A 19,589-nucleotide genomic window follows, 5' to 3' on the forward strand; every position below is an offset into this window, starting at 1 on the left:
CTCACGATCCCACTATCGGTCCAGTTGCTGGTTAATTTTAATAACCAGCTCAACAGCTTCTTCAAAAGCATAATCACTTATTAGATCTTCGATCCCCGCTAAGGTCTGAGCAGACTCAGATCCTTTGAGTAGCGGGATCAGTTGTTCAACCAAGTCCGCCGCTTCCGTATCATCATCCTCTAACAACCCAGACAACTTGTCTAGTAGAGGTCCCACTTTTTCCAGATCAATGGATGCAACATGGTTATTGGGTGCCGTTGACTTAGCCAAAACGCCTGTCTCTAAACGGCCCAACGCTATCAAAGCTTGCTCAAAATCATAACCACGTACTTCATCAGCAACGGCCATTAATGCCGCTTGCAAGGGGGTGCCTGCAACGAGAGGCTCCAACTCATCCAGATCATCTAACGCCTCACTGTCATCATCTTCCAGCTTTTCCCTAATTTGTGCCACCATCTTCTTCAAGGTTGCCGGATCGATTGAGGATTGCGTGACAGGCTGTTGATCCATCGCCTGATGCATAGCCTGCAAACCCGCCAAAACAGGTGTTAGTTCTGATATAACATCCTGTAAAAGCTCCAAGAGCGTGGTTTCATCCTGGTTCTCATCACACGCGTTTTCCAACTTTTTAGCGGCTTGCTGAACACCAAAGGCACCCAAATTACCTGCAACCCCTTTTAAAGTATGCGCTTCACGCGTTGCTGCAACAGGGTCTTCACTGCTTAAGGCCTGTTTAAAGTTTGCCTCAAAGTCAGCCTGTTTATCCAAGAACTTAGCCAACAAGCGCCGGTAAAGTTTATGGTTATCCTGTGTGGTTGCCAAACCCGCTTTGGTATCAATACCTGCTAATTCAGGGAGTGGTATGACCGGTTCTGCATCATTTTCCACACCCTTCGCTTCCCCATCGACCAAGCCCGAGGGTTTAATCCATTTTGCCATGGTGGCAAACATATTCCGCACATTAATTGGCTTGGCGATATGATCATTCATCCCCACAGCCAATACTTTTTCGCGATCTTCTGCCATGGCATTGGCCGTCATGGCGATAATGGGTAGAGCGTTATAGATCTCCTGCTTTCTGATCTCTTTGGCTGCTGTAAAGCCATCCATCACCGGCATTTGCAAATCCATCAACACCCCATCATAGGGGTGGCTGGCGATCAAGTCTAAGGCCTCCTGGCCATTATTTGCCAGATCAGCGACCACACCACCGTTGGCCAAAAGCTCCATAGCAAGCTCCTGATTGATTTCATTATCTTCAACCAGAAGTACCTTGGCCCCCCGCACCTTGGCGGCTTCCTGCTCCCCGGAATAGTGTTGATCTTTACGACCTTCGCTGCGTACCACCAAACCATGCCCTAAAGACTCAGCTAAGGCATCCAGTAACGTGGAGGCGGTTACCGGCTTGGTCAGCACCGAACGAATATCTGCCCCTTCTCTTTCTGCTTCACTCAAGGCCTGCTCTCGGCCATAGGCTGTGACCATGATCGCGGCTGGAATATCTGTCAAATCGGCTTGATGCATCTGCTTAACCAAAGCAATGCCGCTCAGCTCGGGCATTTGCCAATCCGTTAAGACCAGATCATAAGGTAAAGACTGCTCTTGGGCATTAATGACATACTGCAAAGCTTCACGGCCATCTTTGGCCAGATCAACCTCCAGCCCAAAACTACGGGCCATATCTGACAGGATTTCACGGGCAGAGGTATTATCATCCACCACCAAAATACGTAATCCAAGAATCGCTTGCCGATCCACTTGATACCTGGGTTTTGGATCCTTTTGCACACCAAACCATGAGGTGAATTGGAAGATACTCCCCTTACCCTGCTCACTCTCTACCCAGATATCCCCCCCCATCAACTCAGAAAGCTTTTTGGAAATGGCTAAACCCAGGCCAGTGCCACCATATTTACGGGTGGTCGAGGTATCGGCCTGACTAAAGGATTTAAACAGCTTAGCCTGCTGTTCAGGGGTCATACCAATGCCGGTATCCTCGACGGCAAAGTGCAGTTTTACACCTTGTTCACCGGACTCAATTTGACGAACACGAATAATAATTTCACCTTCACTGGTGAACTTAACCGCGTTGTTACCCAGATTAATCAACACCTGCCCCAAACGCAGAGGATCGCCGATCAGGGCGGTTGGCATATCCGTACTGGCATCAAAAAGAAGCTCAACCCCTTTCTCTTCCGCTTTTAGACCAACCAGGTTTGCCAGGTTGTCAAAGACATCCTCCAAGTGGAACTCGGCATTCTCCATATCCATCTTGCCGGCTTCAATTTTAGAGAAGTCGAGGATATCATTAATGATACCTAATAAAGACTCCGCAGAACGGTGAACTTTTTGGATATAGTTGCGCTGACGACTACTCAGTTCCGTTTGCAACGCAAGATGGGACATACCGATAATGGCATTCATCGGTGTGCGAATTTCATGGGACATGTTGGCCAAGAAGTCACTTTTTGCCTGGGTTGCCGCTTCCGCCGCATCCTTAGCCCGCTTTAAGGCCGCTTCTGCCTCTTTCCGTTCACTAATGTCCCGTGTGAAGGTAATGATAATTTCCCGCCCCTGGAACTCGGTTAAAGAGCCCACGATCTCCATAGGGAACTTCCGGCCAGTGCGCGTAATATGCTCAGACTCCAGCGTCACCACCTCCTGTTGGCGGAAGCGCTCGACCATCTGTGGCCACATCTCTTGACGCATCAGGGGATCAATATCGGTAACAGTCAACGCGATCAACTCTTCACGCGTATAGCCCAACATATGGCACGCGGTATCGTTAACATACTCAAAGCCTGCATCTTCAGCCCGTATCCAAAAGGCCGCTTCTGCAGCATGGTCAACCGCATACTGGGTAAAGCGCAGTGTATTCTCCGCCTCTTTACGTGCCTCTTCAGAGCGTAGTGCGATGACACCGTGGGAGATATTGTCAGACAAACGTTCCAAGGCTTCGATATTGGCCAGATCAAAACCATCAGCCTGCTCAGAATAGATCACCACACAGCCAAAAGCGTGATCCTTAGGGCCTAAAGGCACCCCTAATACTGATTTAAAGCCCCGTTTAATGGCATTCTCCCGCCAAGGTGCAAAACGGGGATCATGCTGGACATCTTTGACCAGTGCAGGTTTGTTGGTCCGAATGGTCATACCCGCCGGACCCAAGCCAAACTGGTTCTTATCATCCCAGCTAAATTGACTTCGACTTAAATAGTCGGTGTGGGCACCGTACACGGCAGAAATAGAGATGGATTTATCCGGGTTACTCTCTGCCATACCCATCCAAACCATTGATTTTTCATTAACCTCAACAATGATCTGACAGACTTTATGAAGTAACTCTGCTTCTGATTTGGCCTGTAACACAGCCTCGTTACTACGACTGAGTGTATTCAGATCACGGTTGGATCTGGCAATTTCAATTTCAGCCTGTTTACGCTCTGAAATATCCTGAACCGTGCCAACCATACGTATGGGATTATTATCAGCATCCCACTGCACGATGCTCCCTTTAGAGATAACCCATTTCTCTGTGTTATCCTCAGTACGGATGCGATGCTCCACCTCATAACTGGTGGTTATACCATCTTTATAATCCAAGCCTGCCTTCGTCACCAGATCCAGATCATCCGGATGGATGGTACGGAACCAGCGATCCCGTGTCATGGGGATGGGTTCGTCCATGGGCAGGCAAAAAATCTCTTTATAGCGATCATTAACCACCGTCATACCGGTACGGAAATCAACATCCCAGAACCCCAGACTGCCCCCTTTTAAAGCCAGCTCTAGCCGTTCTTGACTGGCGGCGACATCATCTTCAGCCTCTTTACGTTCGGTAATATCACTAATGGAGCCACTGGTTCGATAAGCTTTACCCAACTCATCCCGCAAAGATTTTGCCCGGGAGCGGAACCAGCGATAATCACCCGCTTGTGTCCGCATACGGTACTCGATGTCATAAGGAACATCCCGCTCAAGATGATCCCTAAACGCGACAATAGCCGCCTCTTTATCTTCTGGGTGAATATGCGCCTGCCATGTCTCAATACTGTGCGCCAAGGTATCTTGCTCATAACCAAGCAGCTCTACAAAACGGGGAGAGAACCAGTTCACCTGTGTGGCAACATCAAACTCCCACAATGCATCCCCACTACCACGAATGGCCAGTTCAAAGCGCTCTTGGCTCTCTTTTAAGGCAGCTTCTGAAAGTTTACGTTCGGTAATATCCCGTACGATCCCGGTGAAGAAACGCTCTCCCCCAATAAATGTCTCCGCCACAGAAAGGTCCATGGTAAAGGTCGTGCCATCTTTATGCTGCCCTTTAACCTCTCTAAGCTTATTCAGCAGGCGTGCAACCCCAGTGGTGAGGTAGCGATCCAAGTAGCCATCATGAGAACTTCGATCAGGTTCTGGCATAATCTGTTTGATATTTTGCCCCATCATTTCATCACGGCTATAACCAAACATACGCTCAGCAGCAGGGCTAAACTCGTGAACAATACCCCGTTCACCAATCATAATAATGCCATCTACCGCGGTATTGATAATGCTGCTTAACCGTTCTGTCCGTTCGGCTACCCGCTGTTCAAGCTCTTCACGGGCTTGGCGCATGGTACGGGTCGCTTTTTCTCCCAACATCACCATCAGCAAGGTGGAGGCCACAGCCAATAACAGCGTCATCCCGGTAATGATCAATAAATTTTGTCGTAGGCTAAAAAAGCTTTCCAACGCTTCTTCTACATCAATCTCTGTGGTGGCCCCCATACCTAAGTGACCATCCCAACTCCATGCTCCAAAAACCGGTACGCCCCGGTAATCCCGGTACCCTTGCATATGGGTTGTCAGCGTCCCATGTTCTTCATACCCTTGATGAATCATCTCTTGACCCATCTTGATAAGAGAGGACGCCATATAGGTTAAAGGGCGCTCTTCGATCGCTTTAGTCGGTTGAGCATTTTGGGTTAAATCAACACCTGGATCACGAATTTGAAGCTGTGAAGAGACGTTATTCTCCGTTGTAATCAGCTTTAACCCTTCCAGAACCTCCTTAAACCGGCTCTCTGTGACCATATGGCCTTCTCGGTCAATTAGATAGCTCTCACCAGAATCCCCCAAACGTCCGGCCCGCATAATATGGGAAAGGCGCCCCTCCGGTAACAAACGTTGGGTTAAAGCCGCGATGACCTGCCCTTCTGAATTTCGAATGGGCACCGCAAAGAACATAGTCAGGGGTTTTTTCTTAGCCTTCTCCTGCTCTTTTTTAAGCACAACATCCGAACGGATGGGGGGAATAAAGACAGACTCTCCATCAAAGACCCGCGCCAAAAGTTCAGGTTTTTGCTCAGCAATTAAATTGAATGTCCCAAGGTTTGTATCTCGGCGAGAGCCAATACTGATATTCTGCGGGCTAATGATAAAGAAACCAATACGGCCAAACTCATCCTCACGTTTGGCAAAAAAATCACGGGCATCTTGTTGGGCTTGATCTTTGGCTAAAGCAGATGCTGTAACAGGAACCCGTAATAACCGCTCCGTAATGGCAACTAACTGAGCATCCCGCCCCACTTGGGTCAAATAGCCCGTACGCTCTTCTACCCAAAAATCCAACCGCTCCATGGTATTTTGCAAAACTACTTTTAGATCTCTTTGGACATTCTCCAGTGTATTTTTCTTGCTTTGTGTCAGTGTAAACCAAACCAGAGAGACCACCATGACAACAAGTAGAGAGATCGCCCCCAAAGCCACCATACGGAATAGTGGGGAGCCAAAATGACGGGCAACCGTCTCATCACTAAATAAACGTGGTGCCAACAAAGCACCAAGTAACATCACCAGAAAGACAATGATCGCTGTGACCATCATCCACCATGCATCTTTGCCCTCGACAGCAACCTGCTGGGTCGTTGCCGCTTTACGTGCTTGCCCCAGCCATTTCCGCTGCATCTCAGCCCGCTCATCCACCCCAATGGCTTGCACCCCCTTTTGAAGAATCGAAGCCAAAATGGGGTTCTCTTTTTGGGTGGCGATGTTCAGTAACGATAAACCTGGCTCCCCAACCTTTACTTCACCAGAGACCACTAAATTACCCAGCATATGCCGAGAGAGCAGATAATTAAAAACCGCCAGCTCCCCCAATGAAGCATCTGCTTCACCAAAAGAGACAGACTTCATGCACTCCAAGGTATTTTTACGCAGAAGAATCTTCACCTTGGGAAAGTGGCGTTTTAAAATCTCTTCGTAATAAAAGCCCGCAGGTATGGCGACCGTCTTGCCAACAAGCTCCTCTAACGTCACATAGCGCTTATCCCGCTTGCTTAAGATCACATTGGGATTATTTGCATAAGGGTCGGTATACAAAAGCCATTTTTGCCGATCCTTAGTTTTAACAATGTTGAGCATCACATCCAGCTCATGACGCTTCATCATCCCCATAAACTCCCCCCAAGAGGGGCCAGAAACATACTCCACCCGTAAGCCAACTTTTCTGGCTAAGAGGTTCATAAAGTCAATGGAGTAACCCTGAGGCATACCATCATTGTTGAAGTTAAAGGGTGGCCAATCCATTTCATTATGCACACGAATACGAGGGTTGGCCTTCACCCATGCTTTCTCTTCCTTATTCAATGGCGCCTGCCATTGGCGCATTTTGGTACTTTGCCCAAACCAAAAGGTGTAGACCTCACGTTTTTCTTTTTCATCAACCGCATCAAACGCTTTTTGAAGAAGCCCCACCAATATGGGCCAATCTTTACGCACCCCCACCTTTAACTGGGTACTGGGCAACTCTTCTTCGCTGAGTTTGCCACCGATCACCACGTTGGCCAAATAGTTCTTCTCAATCAACCAGCTAAGCACACCACTGGTCTCAAAAATTGCATCTGCCTGACCAGAAGAAACGGCTTTTAACCCCTCTAAAGGGGATGCCACATAAACCGGTTCGACCTGAGGATATTTTTTAATAAATGCATCGTGATAGGCATATCCTCGGATAACAGCCAACCGTTTACCAAACAGGTTTTGTGGTCGGGTAACCAGAGGTTTGCCTTTTTGAACAGCAAAAGCCAAGTAGGTCGTCAAATAGCGGTCAATAAACTCCAGATATTCTTCACGTTCTTCATTGGGTACAACCGGGTGAATAATATCAATTTGTTTATTCTTCACCTTTTCCAGCAGATCGTTCCATGGGGCCTGTACAAACTCAAAGTCAACACCCAGCTTTTTTTCCATCAGACGCAGCATATCTACCGAAACCCCTTGGGCCCGGCCATCCGCAAAAAAGTCGTAGGGGGCCCAATCCAACTCATTGGAGACTCTTAGAGTTGGGTGGTTTTTTAGAAACGCCTGCTCTTCATCGGTTAATTGTAGACCGGAGTGTGCAACAGCGGCCCCTAGCCACTTTTTACGCAGCTGCAGTTCCTCCTGGTACGTGACATCCTGTAACGCCTTATTCAGGATCGAGACCATTAAAGGCCAATCCTTACGCACCCCAATTCGGTTGTAGTAATTCTCTTTACCCGGCAGCTCTGCAATGCCGGTTATGCTGATGTTGGTAATGGCGTTATCCAGCCAAATGTGCTGTAACACCGCCCCCGTACCCACTGTGGCATCAGCCTGACCGTAGGCCACCGCTTTTAAGGTCTCCAGATTATCTTTTACAGAGAGCAGTTGAATTTGAGGATAGTGCCGACGAAAAACCTCTTCATACCAATAGCCTTTAACAATAGCGACGGTCAGGCCCTGAAGCTCTTCTAAGGTTTGAAAACTATTCCCTGAACGCGCAATAATAACAGGAGGATATTTAATAACCGGGTCGGTAAACTCTGCAAAACCCTGACGTGCTGGGGTTTGAACCATGTTACCGATAAGATCGATCTCTTTACGTTCCAACATGCCCAAAAAGTCATTCCAACTTGGGCCACTGACATAATCGATTTTAATCCCCAGCTTGTCAGCCAACAGATCCATCAAATCAATGGTATAGCCTTGTGGCTTACCATCACGATAGAAGTTAAAAGGCATCCATCCCTGCTCGTTATGGACACGAACGGTGGGATGTTGCTTCAGGAAGGTACGTTCCTGTTCTGTGAGCGAGGAGATACTCTGTGCGGCAACAGCAGGCATAATCATGCCAGCCAGAGACCATAAAAACAGTGCCAATAGCAAAAGGAGACGGGACATTATGCACCCCTCTGCTGACTATTCAGGTTCTTCTGTAATTGATCCAAAGTTTCCAATGCCTCTTCAAAATCATAACCATTGACCAGCTCAACCATGGTCGCTAACCCCTCTGCATAAGGGGTCTGGGCCAATAGTGGTTCCAATGTTTCCATCAACTCTACCGCTTCACTATCATCCTCTTCCAACATGTCATGAAGCTGGTTCAACAGAGTCTGTATATGCGCCCAATCCAGGGTATCAGATAAATGCCCTGTTTCAGGCATTGTACTTAAATGCTGCTCAAAGGTATCTAAAGCATCCAGTGCCTGCTCAAATTCATACTCTTGCACAGGCTCTATTACCTGTTTTAACAGATCTGCCAATGCCGTGCCCGCTACCAGAGGCTCTAACTGGTCCATATCTTCCAGTGCTTCACTGTCATCATCCACCAGTTTTTCACGTATACTCACCAACAAGGGCTTAAGCTGCGCCAAGTCGAGAGATGGCGTTGCTGGGGTCGAGGCAGCTTGTGCAAGGCTTAAGTTCTCAAGTCCCGCCAATACCTGCTCTAAAACCGGTAACAGATGGTCCAAAGATGCGCCAATCCCTGCAGGATCTTCCATACAAGCGGTTTCTAATAATTTTGCAGCTTGCTGCACCTCTGTAGCCCCTAGATTACCTGCAACCCCCTTTAGGGTATGGGCATGGCGTGTTGCTGTCGCTAAATCCTCCGCTTGCCAAGCGGCCCGGAAAGTTGCTTCAAAGTCGGATTGATTGGTAACAAACTTCTGTAGCAAACGCCGGTAAAGTCGTTCGTTGCCTTGGGCAACATTTAGCCCGATCTGGCTGTCAATACCGGGCAGTTCCGGTAAAGGATCTAACGGCGCGGCACCTTGAGCAAGTTCTTTAACCTCTGGCATGGCGGTGGCAACACCGGACGGGGTTATCCACTTGGCCATGGTGGCAAACATATCTCTAACATTAATCGGCTTGGCAATGTGGTCATTCATACCAGCAGCCAACACCTTTTCCCGATCACCAGCCATGGCGTTAGCCGTCATCGCAATCACGGGAAGATCTTTATATTTGGCCTGTTCCCGTATGGCACGGGTAGCTGTAAAACCATCCATAACGGGCATTTGCAGATCCATCAACACCCCGTCGTAGGTTGATTGTTCCAACATCTCCAGGCAGATCTGCCCATTATCCGCCACATCTGCAATCACCCCTCCATTGGCCAACAGCTCCAGCGCCAACTCCTGATTAATCTCATTATCCTCAACCAGCAGCACCTTGGCCCCTTTTACTTTGGTCGCTTCCTGTTGGGCATGGTTAATTTTCTCTCCACTTCCCCCTTCATGGCGCACCAACCCCCGGCCAAGGGACTCACCGATGGCATCCAATAAGGTTGATGCTGTCACCGGCTTGGTTAGAACCGCCTTTATTTCAGCCGCGTGACGTTCAGCTTCAGCCAGTGCCTCATCCCGGCCATAGGCGGTCACCATAATAACCGCTGGGGTTTCTCCCGCATGGCTCTGCTGCATACGTTTGACGGTCTCAACACCATTCAAGCGGGGCATTTTCCAATCCATCAATGCCAAGTCATAGGTCAAATTGGCCTGGTCAGCCTCTTCGATACGCCGCAAGGCATCCGCACCACTCTCTGCGGCATCGACCTCAAGCCCAAATGTCACCGCCATGGAGGAGAGAATTTCACGGGAGTTAGCATTGTCATCCACCACCAAAACCCGTAATCCAGACAGCGCCTCCCGATCAACGGTTAAGCGAGGTTTAGGGTTCTGCTGCACAGGCAACAGGGCTGTAAAGTGGAAGGTGCTACCCTGCCCTGGCTCACTCTCAACCCAAATTTCTCCAGACATCATCTCTGTTAGTTTTTTAGAGATCACCAAGCCCAACCCAGTCCCCCCATACTTACGGGTTGTTGAGCTATCAGCTTGGCTGAAGGATTTAAAGAGCTTGGCCTGTTGTTCAGGGGTCATTCCAATCCCTGAATCCTGCACCCCAAAATGGAGGAGCACACCGTTGGCCTGAACCTCTTTAAGGCGGGCAAAAACAACAATCTCACCAGTGGTGGTAAATTTAACCGCGTTATTGCCTAAATTGGTGAGGATTTGCCCCAAGCGGAGCGGATCCCCCACCAGCGCCGTTGGTAGATGAGGGTCAACATCAAAGAGCAGTTCCACCCCTTTTTCTTCAGCTTTTAAGCCCACTAAATTGGCCAGATTATCAAAGAGATCTTCCAGGTGGAAATCAATGGCCTCTACATCTAACTTGCCGGCTTCAATTTTAGAAAAGTCCAAGATGTCGTTAATAATGCCCAACAAAGCATCGGCAGATCGGTGAACTTTGTGAATATAGTTACGTTGACGGCTGGTTAACTGTGTCTGTAAAGCCAGGTGTGACATCCCGATAATGGCATTCATCGGGGTACGGATTTCATGACTCATATTGGCCAAAAAGTCACTTTTGGCCTGGTTCGCAGCATCGGCCTCCTCTTTGGCTTCTTGCAGCTGCGCGGTCATCTGTTTGATCGAGGTAATATCTTGCGAGACCCCACAAATGCCATATGGGTGTCCCTCTCCATCAATCAAAGCAAATTTATTGGAGAGATAGGTGTGTATGCCATCATCCTGGGGGTTTTGCTCCTCGGACTGGACCACCTCCCCACTGGTCAACGCTTGCTGATCATTGGCAACAAACCCATCTGCGGCCTCTTTGGAAAACAGATCGTAATCTGTTTTGCCCAGCACATCATCACTCTGCAAGCCCAAGGTCAAAGACCAGATTTTATTCACCAGAAAATAACGACCTTGCATATCTTTGGCATAGATTAACGCTGGGGAGTTATCCAAGATCGACTGCAACTGCTGACGGCTTTTATCCAGCTCTGTGGTCCGCTCCTCAACCAACTCTTCCAACTGCTCTTTGTGTTGCCGGATCTCAGTTCTGGCCTGCTCAGCATCCTCCGCCAAGCTCATGGCAGCTACCCGTTCTTTTTGCATCTGCTCAGCACGCTGGACAATGGCCTTCTCAGCTTGGGCTGAACGATGCCGCTCCACGGAAAGACTGGCCAACATCTGCGCAAATTTGGAGAGGAAGCCAAGGATACCAGGCAGTTTATCTTCTGTGATCACCGGTACTTTATCGATCGCCTTTAGATAGCTATCGGTATCGTAATCATATTGAGCGGCCTGCATGGTGAAGTACTTTTTATCTGCCGGCTGCAACAGGAACTGGCCAATAAACACGTTTGCTATATGCTCCCCATGGATCGTAATGGGCGCAGCACAATCGGTCAGGCCATTGTTACAACGGTACATGGAAAAAGGCTTACCCTCTTCCAGGTTTAAGGCTAGCTGGGTATCGCTTTCAATACACTGTGCGCAACTGCGTTCATCCTTACGATGAAAATCTGTACAAGCTTGTTGCCAACGTGCCGCCGCAAGAATATTGCCCTCCAGATCAATAATGGCCGAAGCGATATCCACAGAGTTGCAAAAATCATTGAGTAAATCCTGCAACTGTTGAAGATCCATCAATTTAGCGATGTCTAACTTACCATCCGCACCTTCAACCTGCTGATCGACATCCGCCATGTCACCAAGCACGGAGTTCTGAGCAGCAACAGAGTCATAACGCACCGTTAAACCCTGTATTTCATTAAGATGATTAACTTCTTGCTTAAGCTCAACAATACGCTGTTCACGGTCCACAGCAAGCAGGTTAAACCGCTCTACTTCCGACATACGTGCTTTGTACATGTCAGCTTCTTTAAGCTGCTGCTCGGCCTCTTTCCTGGCACGGATATCCCGCAAAGAGCTGGCCACCAACAGGCCATCATCCGTCTCAATCGGGCTCAGAGAGACCTCCACGGGGATTTTATGCCCCTGTTTATGCACCGCCATCAGCTCCATGCCCTCCCCCATGGCTCTGGCATGAGGATGCGCCATATAGTCCCGACGTTTGGCAATATGCTCAAAGCGGACGGATTCAGGAATCAACAGCTCTACAGGCTGACCCAACAGAGCCTCACGCGTATAACCAAACAGCTCTTCTGAGCGACGGTTAATGGTGTTAATCCGCCCTTTAGCATCCACCACCACCATGGGGTCTGGTGTGGATTCCAGCAGTGTGCGGAACTGTTTTTCTCGGGCTTTTAGGCGGGCTTCGGTCTCCAAGCGCTTGGTAATATCTCGGAAAACCACCACAGCCCCCACCACTTCGCCCTCTTTAAGCATGGGCACGGCACTATACTCAACCGGCAAGCTGCTTTTGTCCCGTTTCCACAACACTTCATCGGTGACCTCGGTAGAGTCCCCACGGGTTGCTGCATGGCGCATGGGGCATTTTTCAACCGGGTACTCACGACCATCGGGATAGGCGTGGTGCACCATCGCATGCATACGCTCCCCGACCAGCTCCTCCTGGCTATACCCCAACAATTGAGCCGCAGCAGGGTTCACAAAGGTCGTACGCCCTTCGGTATCCAGGCCAAAGATACCATCGGTCACGGAACTCAAGATCAAACGGCTACGCTGCTCCGACTCTGCCAAAGCATCCTGCATGCGTTTGCGTGCCGTAAAGTCAGCAACGGTTCCCACCATGCGGGCGACAGTGCCGTCCGTATTCCAGGCAACCGCAGCCCCTTTGGAGACCAACCAATGCACATCATTATCTTTAACCCCACGATACTCCACATGGTAGCTGGATATAGACCCATCCCGGTAGGCTTGGCCCTGCTGTAATACACGGTCACGATCTTCGGGGTGGATGGTCTCCAACCATAGATCCCGGTGAGATTGAGTGCCCTCACGGGGGGTACCAAAAATCTCCCGGTAGCGATCATTGACTATGGTCTCACCAGTGACCAGATCCACATCCCAGAACCCAAGGTCCCCCCCGGCCAGGGCCAAGTTCAACCGCTCTTCCCGCTCTTCAATGGCTTTGGCACTAATCCGTGAATCGGAGATATCTGTCAGGGTGACCACCAACCCCCCGGTATCTGTGGGCGATTGACGAATATCCACCACCCGACCCTGTGGCAGGTTGAGCTCTAAACGGAGTTCTTGCCGCTGTTTTAGGGTGTGCAACCGCTCTTTCACAAAATGAGCATGGGCTTGATCCCCATAGTCCCCACGCTCAACCAAATAGTGAATGATCGGCTCAATTGATGCGCCAACTTTGACCATATCTTCTGGAAGATGAAGCAGCTGCACATAGCGCTGGTTGTAGAGCACAAACTTCAGGTCATCATCCAACATAAACAGCCCATCAGACATACTGGATAAGGCCTGTTTTAAATGCCCACTAAGTGCCTCCAGCTCCTGGGTTCGCACTTCAACCTTTTGTTCAAGCTCATCACGTGCCTGCAACAAAGAGCGGTTGGCCCGGGCACTCATCCACAAGGTTAAACCGGTTAAGGTCAGCGCCAGTACGATGGTAAAACCCAAAACCGTGACAACCATGCCACGAAAAGCCTTAAAAGGGGCCATGGCCTCTTCAAAGTCCAGCTCTGTGATCAACCCCATTTTGAGCTGTTCATTCCAGCGCCACGCCCCCAGTACCGGAAAGTTGCGATAATCCAGATAACCATCCAGCGCCATGCCCGTTTTGCCTGCCAAGGTCTGAGCCGCAGAGTAGATAAGAGGAGAGTCTGGATTATCATCCGCAGCCAACCGTAAACCAACAGAACTCTTAAGTGTTTTTGGAACACGCCCCAAACGATGCAACGCGTCTAAAAAGCGGGAGTTGGTCACCATACGCCCCATGGTGTCCATCAAATAGGTTTCACCACTATCCAGCGAACGTGTCTGGTTGGTAATGCGGGTCAACACTTCACTGGCATCAATGGCCATGAGAAGTAGCGTGCGCTCCTGACCAAAGCCCACCGGGGCTGCCAAGTACACCACACTTTTCAGGTGTGCCTCACCCTTTGGAGCCCCTTTTTGTTTAAGGGGCATTAACTGGGGAATAACCTGTATCCCGCCCACAAAAGCCAGTTTGGCTTGCTGCCAACCCTGGGTGTGTTGAATGGGTTCAAAGAGCGCACCTTGACCGGTGTGGGCCAACAGTTTGCCTTGATCATTCATCACCGCGAACCCCAAAGCCTGGTGGCCATGGCTACTCAAATGTCGGCGCAGCTGGGTAATGGTATGAATGCGCTCCATCTGTGGTAGGTCACGGTTTAATTGCCGCGCCAGACGGATCAGTTGTGGATTGGTTGTCAGCTGTTGATGGTGGGTCGACATACCTTCCAGCCATAACCCCAAGGCATGACTTGTGGTATTTAAGGCAACCTGCAAACCCTGACCAACTCGTTGTTTATATTGATTTTCCTGAATGTTCAGCCCCCACCAGGAGAGTAAAATGGCCATGGCGATAAAACTGACCACTCCCAAGGAACCAAAGGTACGGATACGGCGACTACTCAACAGCAAGACCGCATCATCAGAATAACGCCGGATCACCCGGGTAATGAACAGAGCCACCAAAGCCAGCGTGCCCAGCAGTATCAAGGCGACCTGCATTAAAGGTACATCTAACAGGGCGTCCTGTTGTACGGGTTCAACCACCGGTTGGGCAGGTACCCAGCGTTGCATGATGGCATGCATCTGCTCATCACTCAGATCATCCAACGCTTTTTGTAAAATCCCCACCAGTTGCGGCATGGATTTTTGCACACCGATGTGCAAAACAGAGGGTTCTTTGGTGGCCACACCCAAAGGGGCCAAGCTGTGTAAAAGTTTTTGCGAGATCAGATGCAGGGCCACCGCACGGTTACCCACATAAGCATCCACCTCCCCCCGAGCAACCGCTTCTAAGGCGGCGCTTGTTCCTGGGTAGGAGAGGATCTCAATAGAGGGAAACCGCGTCCTCAACTCAACCCGGCTGCCAAAACCAGCCTCCAGGGCCAATTTTTTACCCTGTAACGCCTCCAATGAGCCAAGGTCTGTGCGGGTTCGCTTACCGACAATGACATGAGGGATGCTTAAATAAGGCTTAGTAAAATCAATCCAACCTTCACGCTCTGAGTTTGGCGTGATATCCATAAGCCCATCGATACGCTTTTGTTTAAGATCCTCCAACAAGCTGGGCCATGGCGCAGAAACTACTTTAATCTGCCCACCCAAGCGTTGATTGATCGCCTCCAAAATGGAGGCACTGATACCACTGGGCTGACCGGTACGACCTTTAAAAGCAACAGGCGCCCACCCTTGCATTAATCCAATACGAATGCGCTGTTGCTGCTGAAGCCACTCAAGCTGTTTAGGTTCCAGTTTAAGCGCAATTTTTGATGATTGCCCATGACGCTGGTTACGCTTATACGCGGTTTGAAGATCAAAGACATAAGCAAACCTGTCCGGCTCATCAACCAGAGAGTATTTTGAAAAATCAAAATCTTGGGTTTCCTGCCCAAAAAAGGGTTGGTATCGCTCAATATTGGTTCCTGTGGCGGCGACCATTAACGAGTCATACACCAACTGCTGATGGGCAAAATCCACCCCACTCAAATAATCATGCAACATGACCAACGCCCAGGCACCATCTAAAAAATGGCCCCCGACACTAACCGCCAGCTTACCTTGTTGCAGATATTCAACACTCTCTTCATCCCAATCCACCCCACCCACAAGGGGAGGTATCGGCAGATCCATTTCAACAATCCGATCAGCCACCCCCCGCGCCATATGATCATTGGCACACCAGATCAGGTTAAAATGGGGGTTTTCCTTCCACGCTTTATCCAACTGCACCACAGCCTGTGCCGGGTCCCAGTCACCTTCAACCAAGGTGAGTTTGACCTGCCCGTCAGGAAAGCTGGAGAGAAAACGCCGTAAACCCTGCACCCGATCACGGGATGAAGCATCCGCGGCATTACCCTCAATGGCCAATACCTGGATGGGCTGCAAACCTTTTTCTTGACCCAGCATCACCAACTGCCGGATCAAGGCGTGACCAGCTTGTCGATCATCGGGCAACACACTACCGAGCCAATGGCGATAATGGGTACGGGGCTGCTGTTGATAGTCCGCCAGGGGGGCATTGATCAGAATTGTTGGGACCCCCGCGCCATCTGCCGCGGCCAAGGCCTGTTCAGCACCGCCCCGATAGCCGGGTAGAATAAGCCCGTCAACACCAACTTTCAGGGCTGTTTTGGTCCGCTCTAACAGAGTTTGGGCACTGTCTTGAAAGTTGTAGATGTGCAGGGTCACACCCAGATCTTTGGCTGCTTTCTGGGTAAATTGGCTAAGGCGATGCCAAAAAGGGTCTTTGCGGGGAATCAGTAACGCAACTCGGTGATGGGGGGTCGCCGTATGCACGCCTGCCGCATGCGCTGCGGGCGAAGCCAAAAGTTCACTTGGCAAACAGAGCAAAAGCCATACAAACAAACCAAACAGACGCAACCATGAGAATTGCATGAGCACGCTTTCCTTCTGCCATGACGCCTTTAAATAATGGCGCAGCAACACACCACCACTCCGACAGTCAGAATAGCAGACCCACCCAACCCTGTACATGCGTATCTGAAAGCCTAAAAAGCAGGCAGTTACTGAGATTTAAAGATGTTTGATCAACTGCTGAAAAGAGGCAATTTCATAGAGGTTACTCACACCGCTAGCGTGTGATGGTTCCGGCAGGATGCGTAGGGTTTTAAGACCTGCTTGCAAAGCTGCTTGGGCACCCTGAAGAGAATCTTCCACAGCCAAGCTACGGTCAATATCCGCTTGGATCATATTAATCCCTTGGAGGTAAGGCTCTGGATGCGGCTTACCCTGCACGACATCATCCCCCCCCACAATTCCATCAATCCATGGGGATAACGCACATTGCTCAAGCCATGTCTGAGTATGGGCATGCGCACTGGAGGTCACCACCACAATGCTCCACCCCTTCTGTTTGGCCCACTCCAGGACCTCTTTGGCCCCTTGGGCGGGAGAAATTTGAGCAGGGGCCTCTTTAAGCAACCCCTCATAGCGCGCCTGTAACAGGGCCAAACCCTCCACAAGCCCGTGGGTCTGCTTCAGATATTCACACACTTTATTCAGTGGGGGACCATTAAGACGCTGAAACTCCTCATCACACCCCTGCACACCATAATGGGCTAAAAACGCGCCATAAATTCCGCGCATGACCGGTAAAGAGTCCGCTAAGGTTCCATCCAGGTCTAGGAACAGACCACGCTTGGTGGTCACGACCAATCCTCAGCTTGTACGCCTTCACCAGCCTGTATGGCCCGTTTAGCACAGCGCCCTTCCATCTTCTCAAGCTGCCGAGGGTGTACCCCAAGCGGTTGATTACCCGGCCGGAGAATATCGACATTCTTACCCTCTTCCAACATCTCCCCAGGGGCAATATCCACCAGCGCCTGCACCCCACGCCGCGCAAAAGCGGCCAGCTCCTTCTCTTCGCCCAGCACACGTTTGACACCACTCCCCCTAACCTCTTCAGCCTCACGAATGCGGGTGACCATGATTTTCAACTCTTCAGCAGTCACGGCAAAACTATGATCTGGCCCCGGCAGTGCGTTATGTAACGTGTAGTGTTTTTCAATAATGCGTGCCCCTTGTGCCACCGCAGCTACCGGTGCCGCCACAGGGTCGCGGCTATGATCCGACAAGCCGACACTGACGCCATATTGCTGTCGTAACCAAGGCAGCACCGCGCTGTTTACGCTGCTTAAGGGTGCAGGGTATTTGGCGGTACACTGAAGCAAGCACAGATCACGCCCCCCTTGTTGATGGTAACGATCCACCGCCCAGGCGATATCTTCGGGAGCTGAGGCCCCCGTGGAGAGCACCAAGGGTTTACCCGACTTAGCCGCCAGATCGATCAAACGCATATGGCTAATTTCGTAAGAGGCAATTTTGTGCAGATCCACCCATGGATCAATGGCCTTAAAATCCGCTTCAGAAAAACCGGTGGAGAGAAACTGAATACCCACTTTTTTACAATAGTTGGCCAGATCTTCCAGCATCTCATAAGGCATCGCCAGATCCGCAAAAATCTCACTAATATCCTGTTTAATGCCAGATTCCGCCAGATAGTTAGACTGCCCAGCGTTGGCCACATAGACACTTTCAGGGCGGTAGGTCTGAAATTTAACCGCATCTGAACCACTCTCGACCGCGGCATCAATCAGTGCCCGCCCCATGGCCAGATCCCGCGCTGCATGGCCCATACGCCAGTTAGAACCAGCCTCGGCAATAACATACACCCCCTGTTTGCGCCAAAAAGGGTCTACCAACTCATGCACATAACGCTCAATCTTAGCCTGCTCTGCGGTATCGGCAATGGTTTTAACCGTTGCCCCCAATGGGTGGTAACCCGCTTTGGCAAAGGCCCGGGATGACGCGCTATTTTCCTGCCTTACCTCGGCCACAACCGCATCGATCCCCTGACGTCGCAAATGGGTGGAAGCCGCCTGTAAAATGGGGGTTGCCAAGCCACGGCCACGTTGCTTTGGGTCGATGTTGATCGAGATATCCACACAGGGGCCAGCCAAGTCTTGGGGGTGGGGTGCATGACAAAACCGAACAAAGGCAACCCGTCTACCCTGGTAAAGCGCAAACAGGGGGCGTACAGCCTCATTAAAATAGGTATCCCGATACTCCGGCCAGAACTGTTCCCACACCTTCGGCTCCCGATGGTAGAACATCGTGAGGGTAACAGGATCATTTCGCCAATCCATCACCTGCCTGGCATGCTCCTGGACCGGGGCACACAGCTCAAAGGAGATGGATTCAGGTGTAGGGGTAGACTCTTGCACGGTTTAATCTCTCCTGGGGCCAGTCCTGCCAACACACTTTGCCAAAAACGGTGCGCTGGGTTAGATCCTGGGCGATAGCCGGGGCACGGCCACTGTTAATATGGGGCACATACATGCGCAGCAGGTCTGCGCCGATCTCCATACCCTCCTCATAGAGCTGTGTGGCATTGGCGGTCTGTGGACTATGCTGCATTTTTAACTGACCAATGATAGGGCCAGTATCCATACCACCATCCAGCCAGAACAGCGTACAACCGGTTTGTTCAAAATCGTTTAAAATGGCATTGGCCAGAGGCACAGCCCCTGCCCCTGCAGGCAGCAGACTCTCATGAATACCAATGACGGGGCAGACACCCAACAGCTCAGAACCATAAATTTGCTGCCAGCCCAAGGAGTAAATGACATCCGGCTGCAACGCCACCATCTCCTGAACATGGTCATTAATGCTCCCTTGCACCAGGGTTTTAGGCACCGAAGCGGCAAAGGGATAGCGGGATTCATCAATCATATCCACCCCCTCCCAGCCCGGTGTTTGGGCAGAGCGGGTGTAGAACATCACAATCTCCTCCCCCAACTCATGCAACACCTGAGCATTACGGTAGGTGCTCTCAATCCCACCGATCACGATGACACGCGCCAT

General features: G+C 50.4%; 5 protein-coding genes. All 5 read right to left on the reverse strand.

What is annotated here, in order from left to right:
* Window positions 1-12 precede the first annotated feature (12 nt).
* Complete coding sequence (locus tag V5T57_RS01175) at window positions 13-8,181, reverse strand: transporter substrate-binding domain-containing protein (protein WP_332889315.1); 8,169 nt, start codon at window positions 8,179-8,181, stop codon at window positions 13-15.
* Window positions 8,181-16,601 (reverse strand): PAS domain S-box protein, encoded by an 8,421-nt coding sequence (locus V5T57_RS01180; RefSeq protein ID WP_332889316.1) that lies wholly within the window; start codon window positions 16,599-16,601, stop codon window positions 8,181-8,183. The genes V5T57_RS01175 and V5T57_RS01180 overlap by 1 nt, the downstream gene beginning before the upstream one ends.
* 138 nt (window positions 16,602-16,739) lie before the next feature.
* On the reverse strand, window positions 16,740-17,375 hold the full coding sequence (locus tag V5T57_RS01185) for an HAD family hydrolase (RefSeq protein ID WP_332889317.1): 636 nt from the start codon (window positions 17,373-17,375) through the stop codon (window positions 16,740-16,742).
* Window positions 17,372-18,949 (reverse strand): GNAT family N-acetyltransferase, encoded by a 1,578-nt coding sequence (locus tag V5T57_RS01190; RefSeq protein WP_332889318.1) that lies wholly within the window; start codon window positions 18,947-18,949, stop codon window positions 17,372-17,374. The genes V5T57_RS01185 and V5T57_RS01190 overlap by 4 nt, the downstream gene beginning before the upstream one ends.
* Window positions 18,924-19,589 carry a formyltransferase family protein gene (locus V5T57_RS01195; protein WP_332889319.1) on the reverse strand — a complete coding sequence of 222 codons (666 nt, stop codon included), beginning with the start codon at window positions 19,587-19,589 and terminating at the stop codon, window positions 18,924-18,926. The genes V5T57_RS01190 and V5T57_RS01195 overlap by 26 nt, the downstream gene beginning before the upstream one ends.

Source organism: Magnetococcus sp. PR-3 (assembly GCF_036689865.1).
Lineage (GTDB): Bacteria > Pseudomonadota > Magnetococcia > Magnetococcales > Magnetococcaceae > Magnetococcus.

What these genes read in the sequence shown, in the direction of transcription:
- V5T57_RS01195 (WP_332889319.1), bottom strand. Translation starts at nt 19,589, where the DNA reads ATGGCGCGTGTCATCGTGATCGGTGGGATTGAGAGCACCTACCGTAAT.
- V5T57_RS01175 (WP_332889315.1), bottom strand. Translation starts at nt 8,181, where the DNA reads ATGTCCCGTCTCCTTTTGCTATTGGCACTGTTTTTATGGTCTCTGGCT.
- V5T57_RS01180 (WP_332889316.1), bottom strand. Translation starts at nt 16,601, where the DNA reads ATGCAATTCTCATGGTTGCGTCTGTTTGGTTTGTTTGTATGGCTTTTG.